18 protein-coding genes and 1 pseudogene are annotated in these 18,618 nt (G+C 69.0%); 13 read left to right on the plus strand and 6 right to left on the minus strand.

Annotation, left to right across the window (positions count from 1 at the left end):
• Positions 1-17: 17 nt before the first annotated feature.
• The gene (locus AC5Y6X_RS15755) at positions 18-911 is read right to left on the minus strand and encodes a fructose bisphosphate aldolase (RefSeq protein WP_499987395.1); all 894 of its coding nucleotides are present in this window, start codon (positions 909-911) and stop codon (positions 18-20) included.
• Positions 912-1,077: 166 nt separating this feature from the next.
• Here AC5Y6X_RS15755 and AC5Y6X_RS15760 point away from each other — a divergent pair, with 166 nt between their 5' ends.
• From AC5Y6X_RS15760 to AC5Y6X_RS15775, 4 genes are all read left to right on the plus strand, one after another.
• A complete protein-coding gene (locus AC5Y6X_RS15760) occupies positions 1,078-2,214 on the plus strand; it encodes a phosphotransferase (RefSeq protein ID WP_499987396.1) in 1,137 nt (378 codons plus the stop codon).
• Between the two features lie 112 nt (positions 2,215-2,326).
• Positions 2,327-4,102 carry an N-acyl-D-amino-acid deacylase family protein gene (locus AC5Y6X_RS15765; protein WP_499987724.1) on the plus strand — a complete coding sequence of 592 codons (1,776 nt, stop codon included), beginning with the start codon at positions 2,327-2,329 and terminating at the stop codon, positions 4,100-4,102.
• Positions 4,103-4,112: 10 nt separating this feature from the next.
• Entirely contained in the window at positions 4,113-5,453 is a 1,341-nt protein-coding gene (locus tag AC5Y6X_RS15770) for an aromatic ring-hydroxylating oxygenase subunit alpha (protein WP_499987399.1), read from the plus strand.
• Positions 5,454-5,641: 188 nt separating this feature from the next.
• The gene (locus AC5Y6X_RS15775; RefSeq protein ID WP_499987401.1) at positions 5,642-6,022 is read left to right on the plus strand and encodes a hypothetical protein; all 381 of its coding nucleotides are present in this window, start codon (positions 5,642-5,644) and stop codon (positions 6,020-6,022) included.
• 16 nt (positions 6,023-6,038) lie between these two features.
• On the opposite strand, the gene AC5Y6X_RS15780 is transcribed toward AC5Y6X_RS15775, so the two are convergent.
• Complete coding sequence (locus tag AC5Y6X_RS15780) at positions 6,039-7,367, minus strand: sensor histidine kinase (RefSeq protein ID WP_499987403.1); 1,329 nt, start codon at positions 7,365-7,367, stop codon at positions 6,039-6,041.
• A gap of 224 nt (positions 7,368-7,591) precedes the next feature.
• Between AC5Y6X_RS15780 and AC5Y6X_RS15785 the strand changes: the two are divergent.
• From AC5Y6X_RS15785 to AC5Y6X_RS15805, 5 genes and pseudogenes are all read left to right on the plus strand, one after another.
• Positions 7,592-7,732 (plus strand): annotated as a pseudogene (locus AC5Y6X_RS15785) (nuclear transport factor 2 family protein); the annotation flags it as partial.
• A 55-nt stretch (positions 7,733-7,787) separates the two neighbouring features.
• Complete coding sequence (locus tag AC5Y6X_RS15790; RefSeq protein WP_499987405.1) at positions 7,788-8,567, plus strand: SDR family NAD(P)-dependent oxidoreductase; 780 nt, start codon at positions 7,788-7,790, stop codon at positions 8,565-8,567.
• 67 nt (positions 8,568-8,634) lie between these two features.
• Positions 8,635-9,243, plus strand: coding sequence for a TetR/AcrR family transcriptional regulator (locus AC5Y6X_RS15795; protein WP_499987407.1), 609 nt, complete (start codon positions 8,635-8,637; stop codon positions 9,241-9,243).
• A 25-nt stretch (positions 9,244-9,268) separates the two neighbouring features.
• Positions 9,269-10,480 carry an acyl-CoA dehydrogenase family protein gene (locus AC5Y6X_RS15800; RefSeq protein WP_499987409.1) on the plus strand — a complete coding sequence of 404 codons (1,212 nt, stop codon included), beginning with the start codon at positions 9,269-9,271 and terminating at the stop codon, positions 10,478-10,480.
• A 22-nt stretch (positions 10,481-10,502) separates the two neighbouring features.
• Complete coding sequence (locus AC5Y6X_RS15805; RefSeq protein ID WP_499987410.1) at positions 10,503-11,717, plus strand: GNAT family N-acetyltransferase; 1,215 nt, start codon at positions 10,503-10,505, stop codon at positions 11,715-11,717.
• Here AC5Y6X_RS15805 and AC5Y6X_RS15810 read toward each other — a convergent pair.
• The gene (locus tag AC5Y6X_RS15810) at positions 11,714-12,904 is read right to left on the minus strand and encodes a cytochrome P450 (protein WP_499987411.1); all 1,191 of its coding nucleotides are present in this window, start codon (positions 12,902-12,904) and stop codon (positions 11,714-11,716) included. The genes AC5Y6X_RS15805 and AC5Y6X_RS15810 overlap by 4 nt on opposite strands.
• A gap of 15 nt (positions 12,905-12,919) precedes the next feature.
• On the opposite strand from AC5Y6X_RS15810, the gene AC5Y6X_RS15815 reads away from it, so the two are divergent.
• The gene (locus AC5Y6X_RS15815) at positions 12,920-13,867 is read left to right on the plus strand and encodes an NAD(P)/FAD-dependent oxidoreductase (protein WP_499987412.1); all 948 of its coding nucleotides are present in this window, start codon (positions 12,920-12,922) and stop codon (positions 13,865-13,867) included.
• Positions 13,868-13,872: 5 nt separating this feature from the next.
• Here AC5Y6X_RS15815 and AC5Y6X_RS15820 read toward each other — a convergent pair whose 3' ends face one another.
• Together AC5Y6X_RS15820 and AC5Y6X_RS15825 are read right to left on the minus strand one after the other, a co-directional pair.
• Positions 13,873-14,151: a hypothetical protein gene (locus AC5Y6X_RS15820; RefSeq protein ID WP_324675595.1), complete on the minus strand. Its 279-nt coding sequence runs from the start codon at positions 14,149-14,151 to the stop codon at positions 13,873-13,875.
• Between the two features lie 53 nt (positions 14,152-14,204).
• The gene (locus AC5Y6X_RS15825; protein WP_499987726.1) at positions 14,205-14,627 is read right to left on the minus strand and encodes a nuclear transport factor 2 family protein; all 423 of its coding nucleotides are present in this window, start codon (positions 14,625-14,627) and stop codon (positions 14,205-14,207) included.
• Between the two features lie 62 nt (positions 14,628-14,689).
• Between AC5Y6X_RS15825 and AC5Y6X_RS15830 the strand changes: the two genes are divergently transcribed.
• The 3 genes from AC5Y6X_RS15830 to AC5Y6X_RS15840 all read left to right on the plus strand — a co-directional run bounded on the left by AC5Y6X_RS15830 (position 14,690) and on the right by AC5Y6X_RS15840 (position 17,082).
• Positions 14,690-15,265 carry a hemerythrin domain-containing protein gene (locus AC5Y6X_RS15830; protein ID WP_499987414.1) on the plus strand — a complete coding sequence of 192 codons (576 nt, stop codon included), beginning with the start codon at positions 14,690-14,692 and terminating at the stop codon, positions 15,263-15,265.
• A gap of 288 nt (positions 15,266-15,553) precedes the next feature.
• On the plus strand, positions 15,554-16,912 hold the full coding sequence (locus AC5Y6X_RS15835) for a WS/DGAT/MGAT family O-acyltransferase (RefSeq protein WP_499987416.1): 1,359 nt from the start codon (positions 15,554-15,556) through the stop codon (positions 16,910-16,912).
• Between the two features lie 2 nt (positions 16,913-16,914).
• Entirely contained in the window at positions 16,915-17,082 is a 168-nt protein-coding gene (locus tag AC5Y6X_RS15840; RefSeq protein WP_324675603.1) for a hypothetical protein, read from the plus strand.
• On the opposite strand, the gene AC5Y6X_RS15845 is transcribed toward AC5Y6X_RS15840, so the two are convergent.
• On the minus strand, positions 17,079-18,560 hold the full coding sequence (locus tag AC5Y6X_RS15845) for an FAD-dependent monooxygenase (RefSeq protein ID WP_499987728.1): 1,482 nt from the start codon (positions 18,558-18,560) through the stop codon (positions 17,079-17,081). The two genes, AC5Y6X_RS15840 and AC5Y6X_RS15845, sit on opposite strands and share 4 nt — an antisense overlap.
• Positions 18,561-18,618 lie beyond the last annotated feature (58 nt).

Below are 18,618 nucleotides of genomic sequence, written 5' to 3' on the forward strand. Positions count from 1 at the left end.
GGGTTTATCGGCGATTTTCAGCCGGCGACCGACGCGTCGTAGATCGACTGGATCGACTTGTCCAGCGTCGCGTTGAACTGCTCGTCGGTCTGGTCGACGGTCAGGCCCTCGGTCAGCGCGCGGCTGAAGCTGGCGATGAGCCCGGTGTTCTGCGCGAGCAGCTTGTTGGCCTCGTCCCGCGAGTAGCCGCCGGACAGCGCCACCACCCGCATCACCTTCGGGTGTTCGATCAGCGGGCGGTAATGGTTGACCTCGCTGGGCAGGCTGAGCTTGAGCATCACCCGCTGCCCCTGGGGCACGGTTTCGAGTTGCTTGGTGATCTCGTCGCGCAGGATGTCCTCAGCCTGGGCCTTGTCCGCGATCGAGATGGTGACCTCGGGTTCGATGATCGGCACCAGGCCGTGCGACAGCACCCGGTGGGCCACCTCGAACTGCTGGGCCACCACCGCGGCGATGCCCTCGACGTTGGCGCCGCCGATCACCGATCGCTCCTTGGTGCCGAAAACGCCCTTGCCGACGGCCCGCTCCAGCAGCTCGTCCAGGCCGGGTATCGGCTTCATCAGCTGCACCTCGTCGGACGCCTCGGCAAGCCCCTTGTCGATCTTGAGGATGGGCACCACGCCCTTGGTCTCCCACAGATAGGTGGTCGACGGCACCCCCTCGATGTCACGGTCCATGGTCTGCTCGAACAGGATCGCCGCCAGCACCCGGTCACCGGTGAACGCCGGGGAGGTGATGATCCGCGAACGCATCTGGTGGATGAGGTCGAACATCTCTTTCTCGGAGGAATAGGCGTCCTCTCCGATGCCGTACAGGCGCAGCGCCTTGGGCGTCGAGCCGCCGCTCTGGTCGAGCGCCGCGATGAATCCCTTGCCCGACGTCATCCGGTCTGCTTGCTTCTCGTTCGGCATGGAATTCTCCACTCCCTTGTGGTCTTCGCACCCCTTTCGTGCCGGTGCGCAATCAGGCTCGAATCGGTGTCGATCATATTCGGCATTGGTACCGGGCGCTGTTGCGGTCCGGGCGTTCGGTTATTTTCGACTGACGGCGCGTTACGCCCAGCCAGAACGGATCGACATGAAAAACGCTGTGGGGCAGGCCTTTGCCGTCATCGGCCTGGCCGCCCACCTGGGGCGCGGGGCGGGACGGGTGGCCGCCGACGCGGTGGCGGGGAACCGGGTGGGACTGCCCCGCACCGTCGAAGGCATCGACGCCGCGGTTCTGTCCAAGGTCATGGGGACCACCGTCAGGTCGGTGCGCGTCCTTGGCAGCGACGCGGGGACGTCGTCGCGGGCCCGGCTTGTGCTCACCGGAAAGGACGTGCCCGAGTCGGTGTTCGTCAAGCTCGCGGCGCAGACCGCAGCGACCCGCCTGATGGGTGAGCTCGGCCGGCTCGGGCACACCGAGGTGCGCTTCTACAGCCAGCTCGCGCCGCAACTCACCGGCGTGCCCGCCGCCTACGGCGCGGCCTTCGACCCCTGGACCGGCCGGTACCTGCTGGTCCTGGAGGACCTCCCACCCGAGACGTGCCAATTCCCCGACACATTGCATCCCCTGTCCCCCGACCAGGCCGGGCTCATCGTCCAACTACTGGCCCGGTTGCACGCCACCTTCTGGGACCGCCTCCCGCGCGACGGGCGCGGCCCGCTGGGGTGGCTCTACACGCCGTCGGGCGATGTCACATCGCTGCTGACCGGCTCGCTGATGCGCGCCTCGATCAAGCGCCTCGCCGATCGCACCACCATCCCCGTCGAGAACGGCCGCTACATCGCCGACAACTACCGCGCCGTCGCCGCGCTGATCGACGCTCCCCCGCACACCGTCATGCACGGCGACGCCCATCCGGGCAACATGTACTTTCACGGCGGCAAGGCGGGGCTGCTGGACTGGCAGGCGGTGCGGCGCGGACACCCCTCCCGCGAACTGGCCTACACCCTGATCACCAGCCTGACCCCGGAGGACCGCCGCGCGACTCAGCGCGACCTGCTCGAGGACTACCGGCGCGCGCTCGTCGCCGCCGGCGGCCCCGACCTGGATCGCGACGACCTGTGGCTGCGGTACCGCCAGGGCGCGCTGTACGCCTACGTCGCCGCCCTGATCACCGCCGGAATGGGGGGAATGCAGGTCGAAGCGATCGCCATGGAGGGCCTGCGGCGCGGCGTCGCGGCGCTCGACGACCTGGAAACCATCGCGGCGCTGAAGGCCGCGGGGTAGCCGCGCGAAATTCGGCTCAACCTATTGCCATCGGCGCCGGAGGAGTTACGCTACTATGCGTAGCGAAATCCCCCGCGCGTTCGACGCCGACAGCGGCGGCAAGGAGAGTCTCATGTTCGACCTGAAGATCACCGGTGGCACCGTCGTCGACGGGACGGGCGGGGAGCGCTTTCGCGCCGACGTCGGCATCAAGGACGGCGTCATCGTCGACGTCGTCCGCCTTCCGGATCGACAGGGCGCCGACGGCGGCGGCCTGGCGACGGCCGAGGCCGCCGAGACCATCGACGCGACGGGCCATGTGGTGGCCCCCGGCTTCGTCGACATCCACACCCACTACGACGGGCAGGTGAGCTGGGACAGCCTGCTGGAGCCGTCGAGCGGCCACGGCGTCACGACGATTGTGACCGGCAACTGCGGCGTCGGCTTCGCGCCGGTGCGGCCCGGCAGCGAGCAGTGGCTGATCGAGCTGATGGAGGGCGTCGAGGACATCCCCGGCACCGCGCTCACCGAGGGCATCACCTGGGGCTGGGAGACCTATCCCGAATACCTCGACGCGGTCGGCAAGCAGAAGTTCGCCATCGACGTGGGCAGCCAGGTCGCCCACGGCGCCATCCGCGCCTACGCGATGGGTGAGCGGGGCGCCCGCAACGAGCCGGCCACCCCCGACGACATCGAGGCGATGGGCCGGCTGGTTCGGGAGGCCATCGAAGCCGGCGCGCTCGGATTCTCCACGTCGCGCACGATGGGCCACCGCGCGATGGACGGCGAGCCAGTACCCGGCACCTTCGCCGCCGAGGAAGAGCTGTTCGGGCTGGGCCGCGCGATGGCGGCCGGCGGCCAGGCGGTGTTCGAGCTCGCCCCGCAGGGGGCAGCGGGCGAGGACATCGTCGCCCCCAAGAAGGAGCTGGACTGGATGCGGCGGCTGGGCGCGGAGATCGACCGGCCGGTGTCCTTCGCCCTCATCCAGGTGGACGCCGATCCGAACCTGTGGCGCGAGATGCTCGACCTCTCCGCGGCCGCGCACGCGGAGGGCGCCCGCCTACACCCGCAGATCGCGGCGCGCCCGTTCGGCATGATGATCGGCTTCCAGGGCCACCACGGTTTCAGCCACCGGCCCACCTACCGCCGCCTGGCGGCCAAGCTCGGCCGCGAGGAGCTTGCGCAGCGCCTGGCCGACCCCGCGGTCAAGGCCGCGATCCTGGCCGAGGACGACCTGCCCGCCGACCCGACGCTGTTGTTCGACGGGATGTTCGCCCTCGTGCAGAACTCCCTGCACCGCCTCTTCGCGCTCGGCGACCCGCCCGACTACGAGCCCACGCCCGACCGCACCGTCGCCGCCATCGCCAAGGCCCGCGGCGAGGACCCGCTGTCGACGCTCTACGACCTGATGCTGGAAGCGGACGCGACCAACATGCTGATGCTGCCGCTGTTCAACTACGCCGACGGCAACTGCGACGCGATCCGGGAGATGATGCTGCATCCCGCCGGGGTGCTGGGGCTGTCCGACGGCGGCGCGCACTGCGGGATGATCTGCGACGCCTCCTACCCGACGTTCCTGCTGACGCACTGGGCGCGCGATCGCAGCCGCGGCGAGAAGCTGGGGTTGGAATACGTGATCCGCAAGCAATCCCGCGATACCGCACACCTTTTCGGCCTCACCGACCGCGGCACGATCGAGCGCGGCAAGAAGGCAGACATCAACGTGATCGACATGGACGCGCTGCGGCTGCATCCCGCGGCGATGGCGTTCGACCTGCCCGCCGGCGGGCACCGGATCCTGCAGGGCGCAAGCGGGTACGCGGCCACGATCGTCAGCGGGACGGTGACCCGGCGGTACGACGTCGACACCGGTGCTCGCCCCGGCCGGCTGGTGCGGGGGGCGCGCTAAGGTCCCGGCCATGAATCACTCGCTGGCCGCGGGCAATCCGGCCCGCACCCGTGACGAGGACGCGATCGGCACCCCGCCGCCGAGCCCGACCCTGGTGCCGGTCGAGCGCTACTATTCTCCGGCGTTCGCCGCGCTCGAGATCGAGCGGATGTGGCCGAGGGTGTGGCAGGTCGCCTGCATGCTCGACCACGTCGCCGAGCCGGGCGACTATTTCGAGTACCGCTGCGGCCCGTACGGGGTGCTGATCGTCCGCGGCGACGACGGCGCGCTGCGCGCCTTCCAGAACGCGTGTCGCCATCGCGGCAACTCGGTCTGCGTCGGCTCGGGTTCCGGGCTGCGCGAGCTCAAGTGCGGCTATCACGGCTGGACCTGGGACCTGGCCGGCGCGCTCAAGCGGGTGCCCAACCGCAAGGGCTTCGGCGCGCTGCGCATGTCGGACTTCCCGTTGCTGCCCGTCCGGGTCGACACCTGGGAGGGCCTCGTCTTCGTCAACCTCGACCTCGACGCGATGCCGCTGCTCGAATACCTGGAGTCGATGCCCGACGACATCGCCTGGTGCAACCTGGGCGACTTCCGCTGCTATGCCACGCTGACCGTCGAGGTCGAGGCCAACTGGAAGACCATCGCCGACGGCTTCAGCGAGACCTACCACATCCAGACGCTGCATCCCGAGTTGCTGCGCTGTGTCGACGACATCCATGCGCCGCAGCAGATCTGGGGTCACACCGGCAAGTCCGACCAGCCCTACGGTGTGCAGAGCCCCCGCTTCGACGGCGCGCTGAGCGACGAAGAGGTTTGGGACGCCTACGTTTACACGCAGGGCGCGCTGATGGGCGTGGCCGAGGGAACACCCTTTCCCGCCGAGGAACTGCGGCCCGGGCAGACCGTGCAGGACCTGATCGCCGACCGAACCCGGGCGTTCGCGGCCACCCGCGGGGTCGATCTCGGCTGGGCCGACACCGACCGGATCACCCGGCTGCACCAGTACAACGTGTTCCCGAACATGACGCTGCTGGCCAACGCCGACCACCTGACCGTGATGTGCTCGCGCCCCGGGCCCGACCCCGACCACGGCGAGTTCGTCATGTTCTTGATGACGCGGTTGCCGCCGGGCGCGGCGCGCAACAAGCCGACGGACGTCCGCATGAGCGCCGGCGAGGCCGAACCCGGCCTGGTGCTCACCCAGGACATCCGCGTGCTGCCGGGCCTGCAGCGCGGCATGCACCAGCCCGGTTTCACCCACCTGGTGCTCTCCGGCGAGGAGCGGCGCGTGATCAACACGCATCGCAACCTCGAGCGCTACCTCGACCTGCCCGAGTCCGAGCGGATGCGCGGGGGCGGCGCGCTGTAGCGCTCCCGTGCCTGGCCACCCGGGCCGCGACACTGCAATGACGCACACGACACGCCGATGCGCGTGTGCGTGGATTCAGTCTCGACGGAGGCCCCCGGCGAGAGGACGTCCGCGCACGACGAATCGCCGCCAACGAATTTGGCGCGGAGCCTTCGCAATGGCCCCCAACCGAATTAGACTCCCGGCTTGTGGCGACCCCGTCGAGCCCGTGTGGTGGCGAATGGGGTCGCCTGTCGCATCGGCTGGAGATGCAATACCAGATTGTCGGCCGCAGGGGTGCGCGGCGGCTGTGCAAGCGCTTCGAACAGGTGGGCGTCAGGACCCAGCCGGACCGGCTTCAGCAGATGCTCGCCGGCCTTCCCGGCGCGGACGACGAGGTGACCGACGTCAGGTTCGCGTTGATCGCCTCACAGATAAACCGTGAAGCGCGGAGCGCGAAGCTGAGGCGCCTGCAACGCCGCGGCACCCGCTCACTGCTGTTCGCGGGGTTGCTTCTGATCGTCCTGAACTTCCTTTTTTGCGTTGCCTACGTGTTGCTGAACCTGGCCCAGCAGGCCACGCCGTTGTGAAAGGTCAACCCCCGCACTAGGCCGGGGCGCTCCCGTCGCCGGACAGCGCGAGCAAAAGTCGCGTCCCGCCCAGCGGGCTGGCATGCAGAGACGCTGTGCCGCCATGCAATTCGGCCTGCTGGGCGACCAACGCCAGGCCCAGCCCGGACCCTGAGCGCGAGGCCGTCGACCCCCGGGAGAAGCGTTCGAAGACCCTGGCGCGCTCGCCTTCGGGAATGCCGGTGCCGTTGTCGTCGACGGCGATTTCCACGCCGTCGCCGGAACTTGTTACGGTGAGCTGGATTTCGGTGGCGCTGCCGTGCTTGACGGCGTTGGCGATGGCGTTGTCGATCACCAGCCGCAGGCCCGTGGGCAGGCCCACCATCAGCACCGTCGGCGACGGCACCAGCGACACCTGCACGCCCGGGTAGATGCGCAGCGCGTCGTGCGCGGCGCGGTCCAGCAGCTCGGTGATGTCGAACGGGACGAAGTCGTCGACGGTGGTGAGCTCGCCCTGGGCGAGTCGTTCCAGCGCGGTCAGGGTGGCTTCGATCCGGCTCTGGGTGCGGATGACGTCGTTCATCACCTCTTTGCGCTGCTCGGCGCCCAGCTCCAGGGTCGACAGCACCTCCAGGTTGGTGCGCATGGCCGTCAGCGGGGTGCGCAGCTCGTGGGAGGCGACGGCGGCGAAATCGCGCGCCGACTCCAGCGCCGCCTTGGTGCGCTGCTGCTCGTTGCCGATGCGGGCCAGCATGCCCTCGACCGCTTCGGCGATCTCCACGGCCTCGCGCACGCCGCGGACCTGGACCTCGTCCGGGCTGGACTGCGCGTTGATGGCGCGGGCCTGCTGGGCCAGCAGCAGGAACGGGTTGACCATGATCAACGAGATCACCCAGCCGACGAGGATCGTGCCCCCGATGACGCCGGAACAGATCAACAACACCCGCAGGTGCAGTTCGTTGATCCGGTGCTGGGCCTCGGCTAGCGGCGCCGCCAGCGCGATCGACGCCGGGCCCGCGGTGAAGGTGCGGACGCGGTATTGCACGCCGTCGATGGTGGTGTTGGCGTAGCCGTTCGCCAGTTTGGGCAGCACGATATTGCCCGGCACCGAGACGGTGGTGTCCCCGACGCGCACGGTGCGCACCAGGTTGCCGTCCGGCATGGGCCGATCGGGGTTGGTGAGCTGCGCGCGGTTGAGCAGCGAATTGATGTCGCCGAGGCTGCTGACCGAGTCCAGGCGACGGTCGAGCTGACTGTACTGATCGTTGGTGACGCCGATCCAGACCCAGAGGCCCAGCAGGACGACGAGGGCGATCACCGACACCGCGGCGACGATCACGATGGTGCGCAGCGACAGCACCCGCATCGGGAGCCGTATATGACGAAACACGTGAATATCAGGCTCCATGTATCACGCTCGAAGCGCCCGGGTCGATGTCGTGGACGATCCTAGCCAGCCCGGCCGCCCATCCGGCGTGTAGGTGCGCCCATCCGGGCGGTTGTTTGCAAAGGCGCGTTCCGACAGTAGAGTTGCGGCTCTATGCAATCGTCTATGCATTCTCGAGTCTCGCCCGAATAGGCCGGGGGCACATGGATATTCAACGGGTCGCCGATCAGATGGAGATCATCGCGCTGCTCAACACCTACGCGCGCGCGGTCGATGAAAGGGATTGGGCCACCTACCGATCGGTGTTCACCGACGACGCGCATATCGACTACTCCTCTGCCGGCGAGAACGTTTGGTTCGTCACCGCGCCGCAGTCGTCGCCGGCGGCGGGCGGCGGCCATGGCTGACACCACGGCGGGCGCCGCACTCTTCGACTTGGCCGGGCGCGTCGCCGTCGTCACCGGCGGCGCCAAGGGCATCGGCGCGGGAATCGCGGAGGTGCTGGCCGAGGCCGGCGCGACCGTGGTGGTCGCCGACTCCGATCTCGACGGCGCGAAGGCTCACGTCGACGCCCTGATCGGCGCCGGCCACCGTGCGGTGCCCGTGGGCGTCGACGTTGCCGACGAGGACTCGGTGATCGCGGCCGGCGCGGCGATCGCGGCCGAGGTGGGCGCCCCCTGGCTGCTGGTGAACAACGCGGCGCTGCAGCATCGCGAGCTGTTGCTGGAGGCGAGCGCCTCGCACTGGGACGCGATCCATACCGTCAACGCCCGCGGCGCGTTCCTGATGACGCGGGAGATCGCCGGGCAGATGGTCGCCGCCGGACGGGGCGGGCGGATCGTGAACATCGCCTCCAACGCCTTGCGTGGCGGCCTCATCAAGGGCCTCGCCGCGTACACCACCTCAAAGGGCGCCATGCTCGAGCTGAGTCACGTGAGCGCCTTCGAGCTCGCCGAACACCAGATCACGGTGAACACGATCCTTCCCGGCGCCGTCATCACCCCCGGGGCCATCAACGCCACCGGGCCACTCACCGCCGGGCCGGCGACCAGGCCGACGCCGTTCGGCTTCCAGGAGCCGCGCGAGATCGGCGCTGCGGTCGTGTTTTTCGCCTCGGACGCGGCCCGGGCGATCACCAACCAGGCACTGGCCATCGACGGCGGCTTCTCGGTCAGCTAACGGCGGCGCCGGACCGGACCGCCGGGGCGATTTGGCCTCGGCGATGGTGAGTGAGTACTCTCTCACCATGTCCACGGGACGTGACCGGCTGCTCGCCGAGGCGCTGCAGCTGTTCGCCGCCAAGGGGTACGCGGCGACCTCGGTGGCCGACATCCAGCGCGCCTCGGGCCTCGCGCCGGGGTCCGGCGCGCTCTACAAGCACTTCGGTTCCAAGCGCGAGCTGCTGGAGGCCGCCGTCGCGCACCGGATCGACGCCATCGTGGCCGCCCGGGAGCAGTACGACGCCGGGCGGTCGGGCAGCGTCGAGGACGCGGTGCGCACGGCGGGCCGGCTGATCTGGAACAACCTGCGCGAAAGCGAGGAGCTGCTCAAGGTCATGTTGCGCGAGCCCGCCGAGGCCGGCGATCTCGAGCAGAAAACATGGCAGGTCATCACCGACAACGCCTATCAGCGCTTCGCCGACGAACTGGCGGCGTCCAATCGCTCCGGGCGCACCAGCATCCCCGACCCGGAGGCCGCCGCGGCCGTGGCCATCGGGTCGCTTTCCTACGCCGCGACGCTGCAGGCGCTGACCGGACGCTCGCCCGGAAACATCGACGACGACCGGTATTTCGAGGCCTGGGTCAACCAGACGGTCGCCGTCCTGGCGCAATACACGAACCGCAAAAACCGTTGACCACAACATATTTCAGGAGCAAGCAGTGACGTTCTCACTACAACTGAGCGACGACGTTATCGAGGTCCGCGACTGGGTGCACAAGTTCGCCAGCGAGGTCATCCGGCCTGCCGCGGCCGAATGGGACGAGCGCGAGGAAACCCCGTGGCCCGTGATCCAGGAGGCCGCGAAGGTGGGCCTGTACTCGCCCGATTTCTTCGCGCAGCAGGCGGCCGAGCCGACCGGGCTGGGCTTCCTGACCGCGTTCGAGGAGATGTTCTGGGGCGACGCCGGTATCGCGCTGTCCATCATGGGCACCGGCCTGGCCGCGGCGGCCTTGGCGGGCAACGGAACTCCCGAACAGCTGGGCCGCTGGCTTCCCGAGATGTTCGGCACCGCCGACGATCCCAAGCTCGGCGCGTTCTGCTCCTCGGAGCCGGACGCGGGCTCCGACGTCGGCGCCATCCGGACCCGCGCGCACTACGACGAGCCGGCCGGGGAGTGGGTCCTCAACGGCACCAAGACGTGGGCGACCAACGGTGGCATAGCCAACGTGCACATCGTGGTGGCGTCGGTCTATCCGGAACTGGGCACCCGCGGCCAGGCCACGTTCGTCGTCCCGCCGGGCACCCAGGGGCTGTCCCAGGGGCAGAAATTCAAGAAGCACGGGATCCGCGCCTCGCACACCGCCGAGGTGGTGCTCGACAACGTGCGCCTGCCCGAGGACGCGATCCTCGGCGGCCGGGAGAAGTTCGAGGCGCGGATCGCCCGGGTCAAATCCGGCGCCTCCGCCGGTGGCCAGGCGGCGCTGAAGACCTTCGAGCGCACCCGTCCCACGGTCGGTGCGATGGCGATCGGTGTGGCCCGGGCCGCCTACGAGTACGCCCTCGAATACGCCTGCCAGCGCGAGCAATTCGGTCGCAAGATCGGTGAGTTCCAGGCGGTGGCGTTCAAGCTCGCGGACATGAGGAGCCGCATCGACGCGGCGCGCCTGCTGGTGTGGCGGGCCGGCTGGATGGCGCGCAACAACCAGAACTTCGACTCGGCGGAGGGCTCGATGGCCAAGCTGGCGGCGAGCGAGACCGCGGTCTATGTCACCGACGAGGCCATGCAGATCCTCGGCGGCAACGGCTACACCCGCGACTACCCGGTGGAGCGGATGCACCGCGACGCGAAGATCTTCACCATTTTCGAGGGGACCAGCGAGATCCAGCGGCTGGTGATCTCGCGAGCGCTGACCGGCCTGCCGATCCGGTGAGGACGCACGCCATGATGGCCGGGTGACCATCGACATCCGGGTCCTCGACGACGAGGGCGACCTCGTCGCCGCGGCCAACCTGTTTCGCACCGCGATGGTCGGCTTCCCACCCCTGCCGAACCTGCAGCCAGGACAGATCGGCAACCTGCTCGAACCCGGCCGCACCGTGGGGGCGTTCGTCGAGGGACAACTCGTCGGCACCGCGGACGCCGCGACGAGCGGCCTGACCCTGCCCGGCGGGGCGATCGTCGGTCACGCCGCCGTGTCACACATCGGGGTGCTGCCGTCGTTCACGCGCAGGGGTGTCGCCACCGCGCTGATGGATCACCAGCTGCGCGACGTCACCGCGCGAGGCGAGGTGGTCGCGACGCTGCGCGCGTCGGAGGCGACGATCTATGAGCGGTACGGCTACGGCGTGGCGAGTTCGTCGCAGACCGTCGAGGTGCACACGGCGCGGGCGGCGCTGCGGCCGGGCGTCGGAGCCGGGGCTCCGGTGCGGTTGCTCGACGCCGCCCAGGCATGGGACGTCCTGCCACACATCTACGCCGTGAACCGTCCGTCGCGGCCGGGAACGATCGACCGGCCTGGGGTGTGGTGGCACATCGCACGGCTGCGCACCGAATCATCCTCGGGTCCCGCGTATGTCGCGGTGTGCGGTGCGCCGGGATCCGAGAAGGGCTTCGCCCGCTACCGCCCCATCGACACCGAGCGGTGGTTCGTCAGCGATCAGCGCACCATCGTGGTCGAGGACTTCTTCGCGCCCACCGCCGACGCGTACCTCGGGCTGCTGCGTTTCCTGCTCGGGCTCGATCTCGTTGACCGCGTGGTGTTCTGGATGCTGCCGGTCGACGACCCGCTGCCCTGGCTGCTCGTCGACCGGCGGGCCGCGCGGATCACCGCGGTGCACGACGAAACGTGGCTGCGTGTCGTCGACGTCCGCGGGGCGCTGCGGGCCCGCCGATACGCCGACGGCGGCGCGGTCATTATCGCGGTCAACGACCCGCTGCTGCAGAACAATTCGGCCACGTTCACCATCGCTGGCGGCGGCGCCGAGCCGGACGGCCGGCCGCCCGAGGTGCACGTCGGCGTCGAGGGGCTCGCCGCGGTCCTGCTCGGCGGCGCCACCTGGCGCGGCCTGACCCTTGGGGGGCTGGCGCACGGCGACCCGGCGGCGATCGCGGCGGCCGACCGGCTGTTCGCGGTAGCCGAGGCGCCGTACGCGGGGTTCTTCTTCTAACGCGCGGGCCGGGCAAAGCTCGCGCGCAGCGATTGGAAGCCTTGCAGCGTGTTGTTCAACATCCGCACCGGTGTGTCGACCCTAATCCGCGCGACCTCGGGGATCATCGCGCGCATCAGCGCGTGCATCTCCATCTTGGAGAGGTGCATCCCGACGCAGGCGTGGGCGCCGAAACCCCATCCGAGATTGGCTCCCTTGCGGTGCAGGGAGAAGACCTCGGGTTGTTCGAATTGGGTTTCGTCCATGTTGGCCGACGCGAAGAGCAGCACGACGCGTTGGCCTCGGCCCAATGGGATGCCGTCAATCTCGGTGTCCTTCTTCAGCATTCGCGTGAAACCACGCACCGGCGAGCCGAGGCGAACGGCCTCGACCGCGGCCGCGGGCACCAGATCGGGGTTGTGCCGAATCTCCTCCCACACGTCGGGGTGGGTGCCCAGGCTCCACAGCAGTTGCGCGGACGCCAGGATCGTCGTGTCCAGGCTCGGCCCGATGAAGTCGATCACCATGGCCTTGGCTTCCGCCGGGCTCAGCGCGCCGGCATGTCCGGCCGCGAGGACCGACTCCGCCCATCCACCGCTCTTGACGCTCTGAGGGCGGATGGTTCGCGCGTAGTGCCAAAAACTCAGCCCCGCCGGCGCCGCCCTCAGGGTCCGGGTGTTGGTGGGACCCAACACGTCGAACCCGCCGCGGCCGTATTTCAGCATCCGGTGGTGGTCGATGTCGACGCCGACCAGATCGGCGACCACCCGGATCGGCAGATACGCGGCGAAGTCGGAGACCCCGTCGAACTCGATGCGGTCACACAGCCGCTCGATGAGTCCCGACGCCTCGCGCTGCAGGATCGGATCGATGGCGCAAAGCGCCTTTGCCGACAGGGATTGCAGCAGGACCCGACGTCGCTTGGCGTGAGCTTCGCCGTCGCTGGCGAGCGTGGTGCCCGCGGTCAGCACGTTGGTCACCGGATTGGCGGCGACCCCGTTGCCGCTGCAAAACGTCTCGTCATCGCTGAGCGCTCGGCGCACGTCGCGATAGCGGCCCATCACCCAAAGGCGGTGCCTCGGCAGCCAGACCACGGTTCCGGCCTGCCGGATGCGGCGATAGGTTTCGGCCGGGTTAAGCAGTGTCTCTCTGCTGTAGAGGTCGATGGACAGGGTCGGAGCCCCCGGCACGGCACCGCGGCGCAGCATGTTCACATTGAACACGTGATCGTCATCGTCGGCGCGGGGATCTGCGGGCTCGCGGCCGCCTACGAACTGTCGCGGCGCGGGGAGCACGCGATCGTGTTCGAGCGCGGTGAACCCTTCGCCGAGCAGTCGGCGGGCCTGGCGCGCATCTTCCGGATCGCGCACCGGCGCCCGGCGCTGTGCGGGCTCGCGATCAGGGCCCGAACGGGTTGGCAGCGCTGGGAGGCCGAACTGGGCGCGGGACGGCTGCTCGGCTCGGAGGGCTTCATATCCGTCGCCGCGCCCGACGAAACCGCCACGGCAATGACCGACGCGGGCGCGGCGTTCTCCCGGATTTCCCGCCGCGAGATCGAGGCGCGCATCCCGTTTCTGGCCGCGCCGTGGGAAACCGGGGTGTTCGACCCGCTCGGCGGCAGCCTGCGCATCCGCCGCGCGCTGGGCGCGGTGGCGCGGCGGGTCACGATTCGCCGGGGCGAGGTCGCGTCGATCGGTGACGACGGCACGGCGGTGCTTGCCGACGGCACGGTGGTGCGGGGCGACGGCGTGCTCGTGTGCGCGGGCGTCCAGACGCCGGCGCTGTTCGGGCCCCTCGGCGTCGAGTTCGCCCCGCACACTTGCTTCACCTACGACGGCGCGAATGCCGTTGGCGCCGCTTGCCTTTTGGCACCCGAGGGTTACGGGTTGCCGCTCGGCAGCACCGGCCGCTGGGCCTTCGGGCAGGAGGTGCCGGACCCGGCGACCGTGCGCGCCCTGTTCCCGTCGCTCTCGCCGGTGGGCCGGGTGGACTGCTTCACGGTTCGCGCCCCGTGGCTCGACTCAGGCGGCGACGGCTGGACCGTCGCGCGGCGCGGTCGCGTCGTCGCGTTCGTCGGGAGCAACCTGATGAAGTTCGGGCCGCTGCTTGGTGAGCTGCTCGCCGAGGCCGCGCTGGGCGACGAGCTGCCCGGCGACCTGACGTTCGCGTAGAACCGTCAGCCGTGGGGGGCCTCGGAGATCTTGGTGTCCGGCTTGCCCACGGTCTGGCAGTACGTCAACGCCGAGAGCCGCGTCGCCGAGATCTCGATGTTGGTCGGATCGGCGCCGCTCTTGTCCTTGAGCATCTTGCTGACTTCGTCGTTCTGCTTCTTCTCGTCCTGCGTGGTGAAGTCCTTGCACTTGGTGTCGCCGCCGGTGTTGATGACCTGCGACGCTGAGCACGCGCCGGACAGCACCGCGGCGACGGCGATCATGGCGGCCGCAATTCGCTTCATCGTTTGCCTTCCCGGATCTCGGTAGTGGTATTTGTACACCAAATCAGCCGATTTCAAACCGGGCCGGGGCCTGCCGCCAGTTCGATCGCCTCCTGCTGAATCCGATCGAACTGGGCACCCATCGCCTCCGACAGCGCCGTCGCGCCGGACAGCGGCCGCACCATCACCATGAAGTCGTCGATGAGACCGTCGTCGTTGAAGTGCAGGAAGTCGCAGCCGGTGATCTTCTTGCCCGCCACCCCAGATATTCCGGTCTCGAACACGAAGGCGTGGTCGCGGCCGTTGGCGTCGTGGATTTCGCGGACGTAGCGAAAGTCCTCGAAGACCCGCAGCACGCCGCGCAGCAGCGCCGCGGTTATCGGCTTGCCGGCGTAGGGCTTGAACGCCACCGGGCTGGTGAACACCACGTCGTCGGCCAGCATCGCCTGGATGGCCGCCTCGTCGTGCTCCTCGACTGCCTTGCGGAAGGGATGCATCGGCCACCTCATGTTGTCGGGACTGCTTGATCGACGCCAGAACATCGGACACCATGGCCGCAGTGGCTGACATCACCGAGTTGATCCTCGCCGACCATAACTGGTTCCGTGAGCAATTCGCCAGGCTGGACGACCTGCAGGAGCGGACGCCGGACAACCACGCCGCGCTCGAGCGGGTATGGCGTCCGCTCGGCGACAAGCTCGACGTGCACGCCTACATCGAGGAGAAGATCTTCTACCCGCAACTGCTCAAGCGGGGCGCCAACGATCCCGAGGGCGAGACGCTCGACGCCATCGGCGACCACAACGACATCCGCGACGGGGTGCGCGACGCCAACGCGGCCCCGGTCGGCACCGAACAGTGGTGGGCGGCGGTCGGCCGCACCCGGGTGGCCAACGACGACCACATGAGCGAGGAGGAGCGCGAGGGCCTGTCGGATTTCCGCCGCCACGCCCCGATCGGCCTGCGCGAGGCGCTCGGCCGCCAATACAGCGAATTCATGGAGCAGCATCCCACCACCGAGGGATTGCCGATCATCGACCGCGACCCCGAACGCTACGTCGAGAAGCTCGAGGAAACGCCGCCGTCCAAACGCACCGACTTTTCGCTCCGCATCGGCAGCCTGAAGGGCCAATGAGCCGTCAGGCGCTACCGACCGCGCCTACCGGCCGCGCCGAGCGTGCAGCTGCTGCGAAATTTGAGCGGATTTTTCGCAATAGCTTCACGCTCGGCGAAAGCTGTCAGCGGCTGGCGGCCGCACGGCTGATCGGTTGCGTTGCAAGGTAGTCCGGCCGCTCGATCGCGCGTTGGGGTACCCGCGGTGCCACGCCGGTAAACCGCGCCGCTTATTCGGGTGTGACATGCGCCTTTTTTGGATAACCGGAGATAGAGGACGACACGGCCGCAGGAAACGAGGACGACGACCATGGAACCGATATCGCCGACGGATGCGCTGTTCCTCATCGGCGAATCGCGCGAACACCCGATGCACGTGGGTTCGCTGCAGCTGTTCGAACCGCCCGTGGACGCGGGGCCGCATTTCGTCCGCGAGTCCTATCAGGCGATGCTCGAGTGCACGGACGTGCAACCGACGTTCCGCAAGCATCCGGCGTTCTTCGGCGGCGTCACCAACCTCGCGTGGTCGTTCGACAAGGACGTCGATCTCGACTACCACCTCCGCCGCTCGGCCCTGCCCGAGCCGGGACAGATCCGCGACCTGCTGGAGCTGGTTTCCCGGTTGCACAGCAGCCTGCTCGACCGGCACCGCCCGCTGTGGGAGGCCCACCTCGTCGAGGGTCTGCAGGACGGCCGGTACGCCGTCTACACCAAGTACCACCACTCCCTGATGGACGGCGTCTCGGCGCTGCGGCTGATGCAGCGCGCCTTGACCGATGACCCCGCCGACGACGAGGTGCGCGTTCCGTGGACCCTCGCCCCACGCAAGAGGAGCGGACCGCGCGAACGGCCCTCGCCGCTCGATCGTGTCGGCCGGACCGCGGCGTCGGCGTTCGCGTTGGCCCCGTCCACGTTGAAGCTCGCGCGCGCCGCCCTGCTCGAACAGCAACTGACCCTTCCGTTCCGGGCGCCGCGCACCATGTTCAACGTCCGCATCGGCGGCGCACGGCGGGTGGCGGCGCAGTCGTGGTCGTTGGACCGCATCAGGGCGGTCAAGTCGGCCGCCGGGGTGACGGTCAACGACGTGGTGCTCGCCATGTCGTCGGGGGCCCTGCGCGGCTACCTCATCGAGCAGGACGCGCTGCCGGATGCCCCGCTGACCGCGATGGTGCCGGTCAACCTGCGCAAGGGCGACGACGACCGCGGCGGCAACATGGTCGGGACCTTTCTGTGCGACCTGGCGACCAACGTCGACGACCCGGCGAAGCGGCTGGAGATCATCAGCACGTCGATCCGCGACACCAAGGAGGTTTTTCAGCAGCTGCCCCCGGTGCAGCAGTTGGCGGTGTCGGCGTTCAACATCGGTGGGCTTTTCCTGGGGCTGATCCCCGGCTATCTCTCGACCGCGTCACCCCCGTTCAACGTCGTCATCTCGAACGTCTCGGCCGGCCCGTCCGGGCCGCTGTACTGGCGCGGCTCGCGCTTGAACGGAAACTATCCGCTGTCGATCCCGCTCGACGGGCAGGCGGTCAACATCACCGTGACCAACAACGCCGACAACCTGGACTTCGGTCTCGTCGGCTGCCGTCGCAGCGTCCCCCACCTGCAACGGCTGCTGGGTCATTTGGACACGTCCCTGAAGGACTTGGAGCGCGCCGTCGGTGTGTGACCATGGATGACGAAATCGACACCACCCCGGCCGCGCGGCCCAAGGACGCCAGGAAGCCGACCCAGGAGCAGCGAGACCGGCAGGGCAAGCTGGAACATCAGCACGACGATCCGGATGCGCCCGGTCTGCATCAGTCCCGGCACGACCTGCCCGACGAGAGCACTCGCTAACGCCCGACGCTGCGCTCCCCGAACCAGGTGGTGAGCGCGTCGGCGAGCCCAAGCCGAGATCCGTCGCCCACCCAGGCGACGTGCCCGTCGGGCCGGATCAGCACGGTGCTGGGCGCGCTGACCGCGCCGAGCGCCGGAAGTTCCCAGCCGCCAACGTATTTCGCGTCGACCAGTCGGACCCGGTCGGCCCATGGTCCGACGTCGACACCGCCGGGCTCACCGACGTTTAGCAGCACCGGGCGGGCCTCGTGCAGCAGGGTGTAAACCCGAATCGGCCCGGTTGCGGTGGCCAGGTCGAGGTCGGGCATGCGGCGCCCGAGCAGCGGGTGTCCCTCACCGAGGTCGTAATGGATGTCCAGTCCGGACATCATCGCGGCGAAGCGCTTGCGCGGCTCCTCCATGCCGAGCAGCTCGGAGGTGGTGCCGCGCAAGGCCTTTGTGCGGTCGTCCGGCCGAAGCAGGGCCATCTGCGCCATCGTGTTGCGCAGCACCCGCGCACCGACCGGGTGCCGTTCGGCATGGTAGGTGTCGAGGAGGCTGTCGGACGACGTCCGCTTGACCACCTGGGCCAGCTTCCATCCCAGGTTCACCGCGTCCTGCACGCCGGTGTTGAGGCCCTGTCCCCCTATCGGGTGGTGCACGTGGGCGGCGTCGCCGGCCAGCAGGATGCGTCCGTCGCGATAGGCCGCGGCCTGCCGCGTCATGTCGGTGAACCTGGAAATCCAACTGGGACTGTGGATTCCGTAGTCGGTACCGTAGACCGCGACGAGTGCCTCGCTGAGATCACGCAGGGTGGGTTCGCCGCCGGACCGCAGGTGCCGCTCGGTCACCATGACCCGAACCGGCCCCCCATCCACGGACTCGCTGAGCGCATGGACGCCGAGGGCGTCGTGTCGGATGCCCCATTGCGGCTCCCGGCCCGGCTCGAAGGCCATTTCGACGCCGGCGAGCAGGTAGCTCGTCGTCGGATCCCAACCCGGGAAGTCGATGCCGGCCGCCTTGCGGGTGAGGCTGCGCCCGCCGTCGCAACCGACGAGATACTCCGCCCGCACGACCTCGCCGCCGGTCAGCTCGACGTCGACGCCGGTGCGGTCTTGCGCGACGTTGGTCGCCTCGCGTCCCCGATAGATGGGCACCGCCAGCTCGCCGACCCAGCCGGCCAGGATGCGCTCGATGTGGTTCTGCCACAACGCGAGACCGTAGGGGTGCCGGGTGGGAAAGTCGCTGATGTCCAGGCGGATTTGGGAGAACCCGGCGACCTGGGCCACCTGTCCCTCCGACAGGAAACGATCGGCGATGCCGCGCTGGTCGAGAACCTCGATGGTGCGCGAGTGCAATCCGCCCGAACGCGAGCCGATGACGTCCTGGTTGGCGCGCCGCTCGACGATCGCGACGTCGACGCCCGCCAATGCCAACTCGCCCGCCAGCATCAGCCCCGTGGGGCCGGCCCCGACGACCACCACCGCATGATTGGACACCCCGGCCTGTCGGCGCATTCGCAACCCCCCGATTCGCTGAGTTCTGGCTTAGGCCAGC

The organism is Mycobacterium sp. NGS26, assembly GCF_059813025.1.

Bases quoted from the DNA above. Each gene is read 5' to 3' on its own strand.
- AC5Y6X_RS15795 (WP_499987407.1), top strand. From the start codon at position 8,635: ATGTCCACGGGACGTGACCGGCTGCTCGCCGAGGCGCTGCAGCTGTTC.
- AC5Y6X_RS15835 (WP_499987416.1), top strand. From the start codon at position 15,554: ATGGAACCGATATCGCCGACGGATGCGCTGTTCCTCATCGGCGAATCG.
- AC5Y6X_RS15780 (WP_499987403.1), bottom strand. From the start codon at position 7,367: ATGCGGGTGCTGTCGCTGCGCACCATCGTGATCGTCGCCGCGGTGTCG.
- AC5Y6X_RS15810 (WP_499987411.1), bottom strand. From the start codon at position 12,904: ATGCTGCGCCGCGGTGCCGTGCCGGGGGCTCCGACCCTGTCCATCGAC.
- AC5Y6X_RS15760 (WP_499987396.1), top strand. From the start codon at position 1,078: ATGAAAAACGCTGTGGGGCAGGCCTTTGCCGTCATCGGCCTGGCCGCC.
- AC5Y6X_RS15765 (WP_499987724.1), top strand. From the start codon at position 2,327: ATGTTCGACCTGAAGATCACCGGTGGCACCGTCGTCGACGGGACGGGC.
- AC5Y6X_RS15825 (WP_499987726.1), bottom strand. From the start codon at position 14,627: ATGCATCCCTTCCGCAAGGCAGTCGAGGAGCACGACGAGGCGGCCATC.
- AC5Y6X_RS15755 (WP_499987395.1), bottom strand. From the start codon at position 911: ATGCCGAACGAGAAGCAAGCAGACCGGATGACGTCGGGCAAGGGATTC.
- AC5Y6X_RS15790 (WP_499987405.1), top strand. From the start codon at position 7,788: ATGGCTGACACCACGGCGGGCGCCGCACTCTTCGACTTGGCCGGGCGC.
- AC5Y6X_RS15770 (WP_499987399.1), top strand. From the start codon at position 4,113: ATGAATCACTCGCTGGCCGCGGGCAATCCGGCCCGCACCCGTGACGAG.
- AC5Y6X_RS15840 (WP_324675603.1), top strand. From the start codon at position 16,915: ATGGATGACGAAATCGACACCACCCCGGCCGCGCGGCCCAAGGACGCC.
- AC5Y6X_RS15820 (WP_324675595.1), bottom strand. From the start codon at position 14,151: ATGAAGCGAATTGCGGCCGCCATGATCGCCGTCGCCGCGGTGCTGTCC.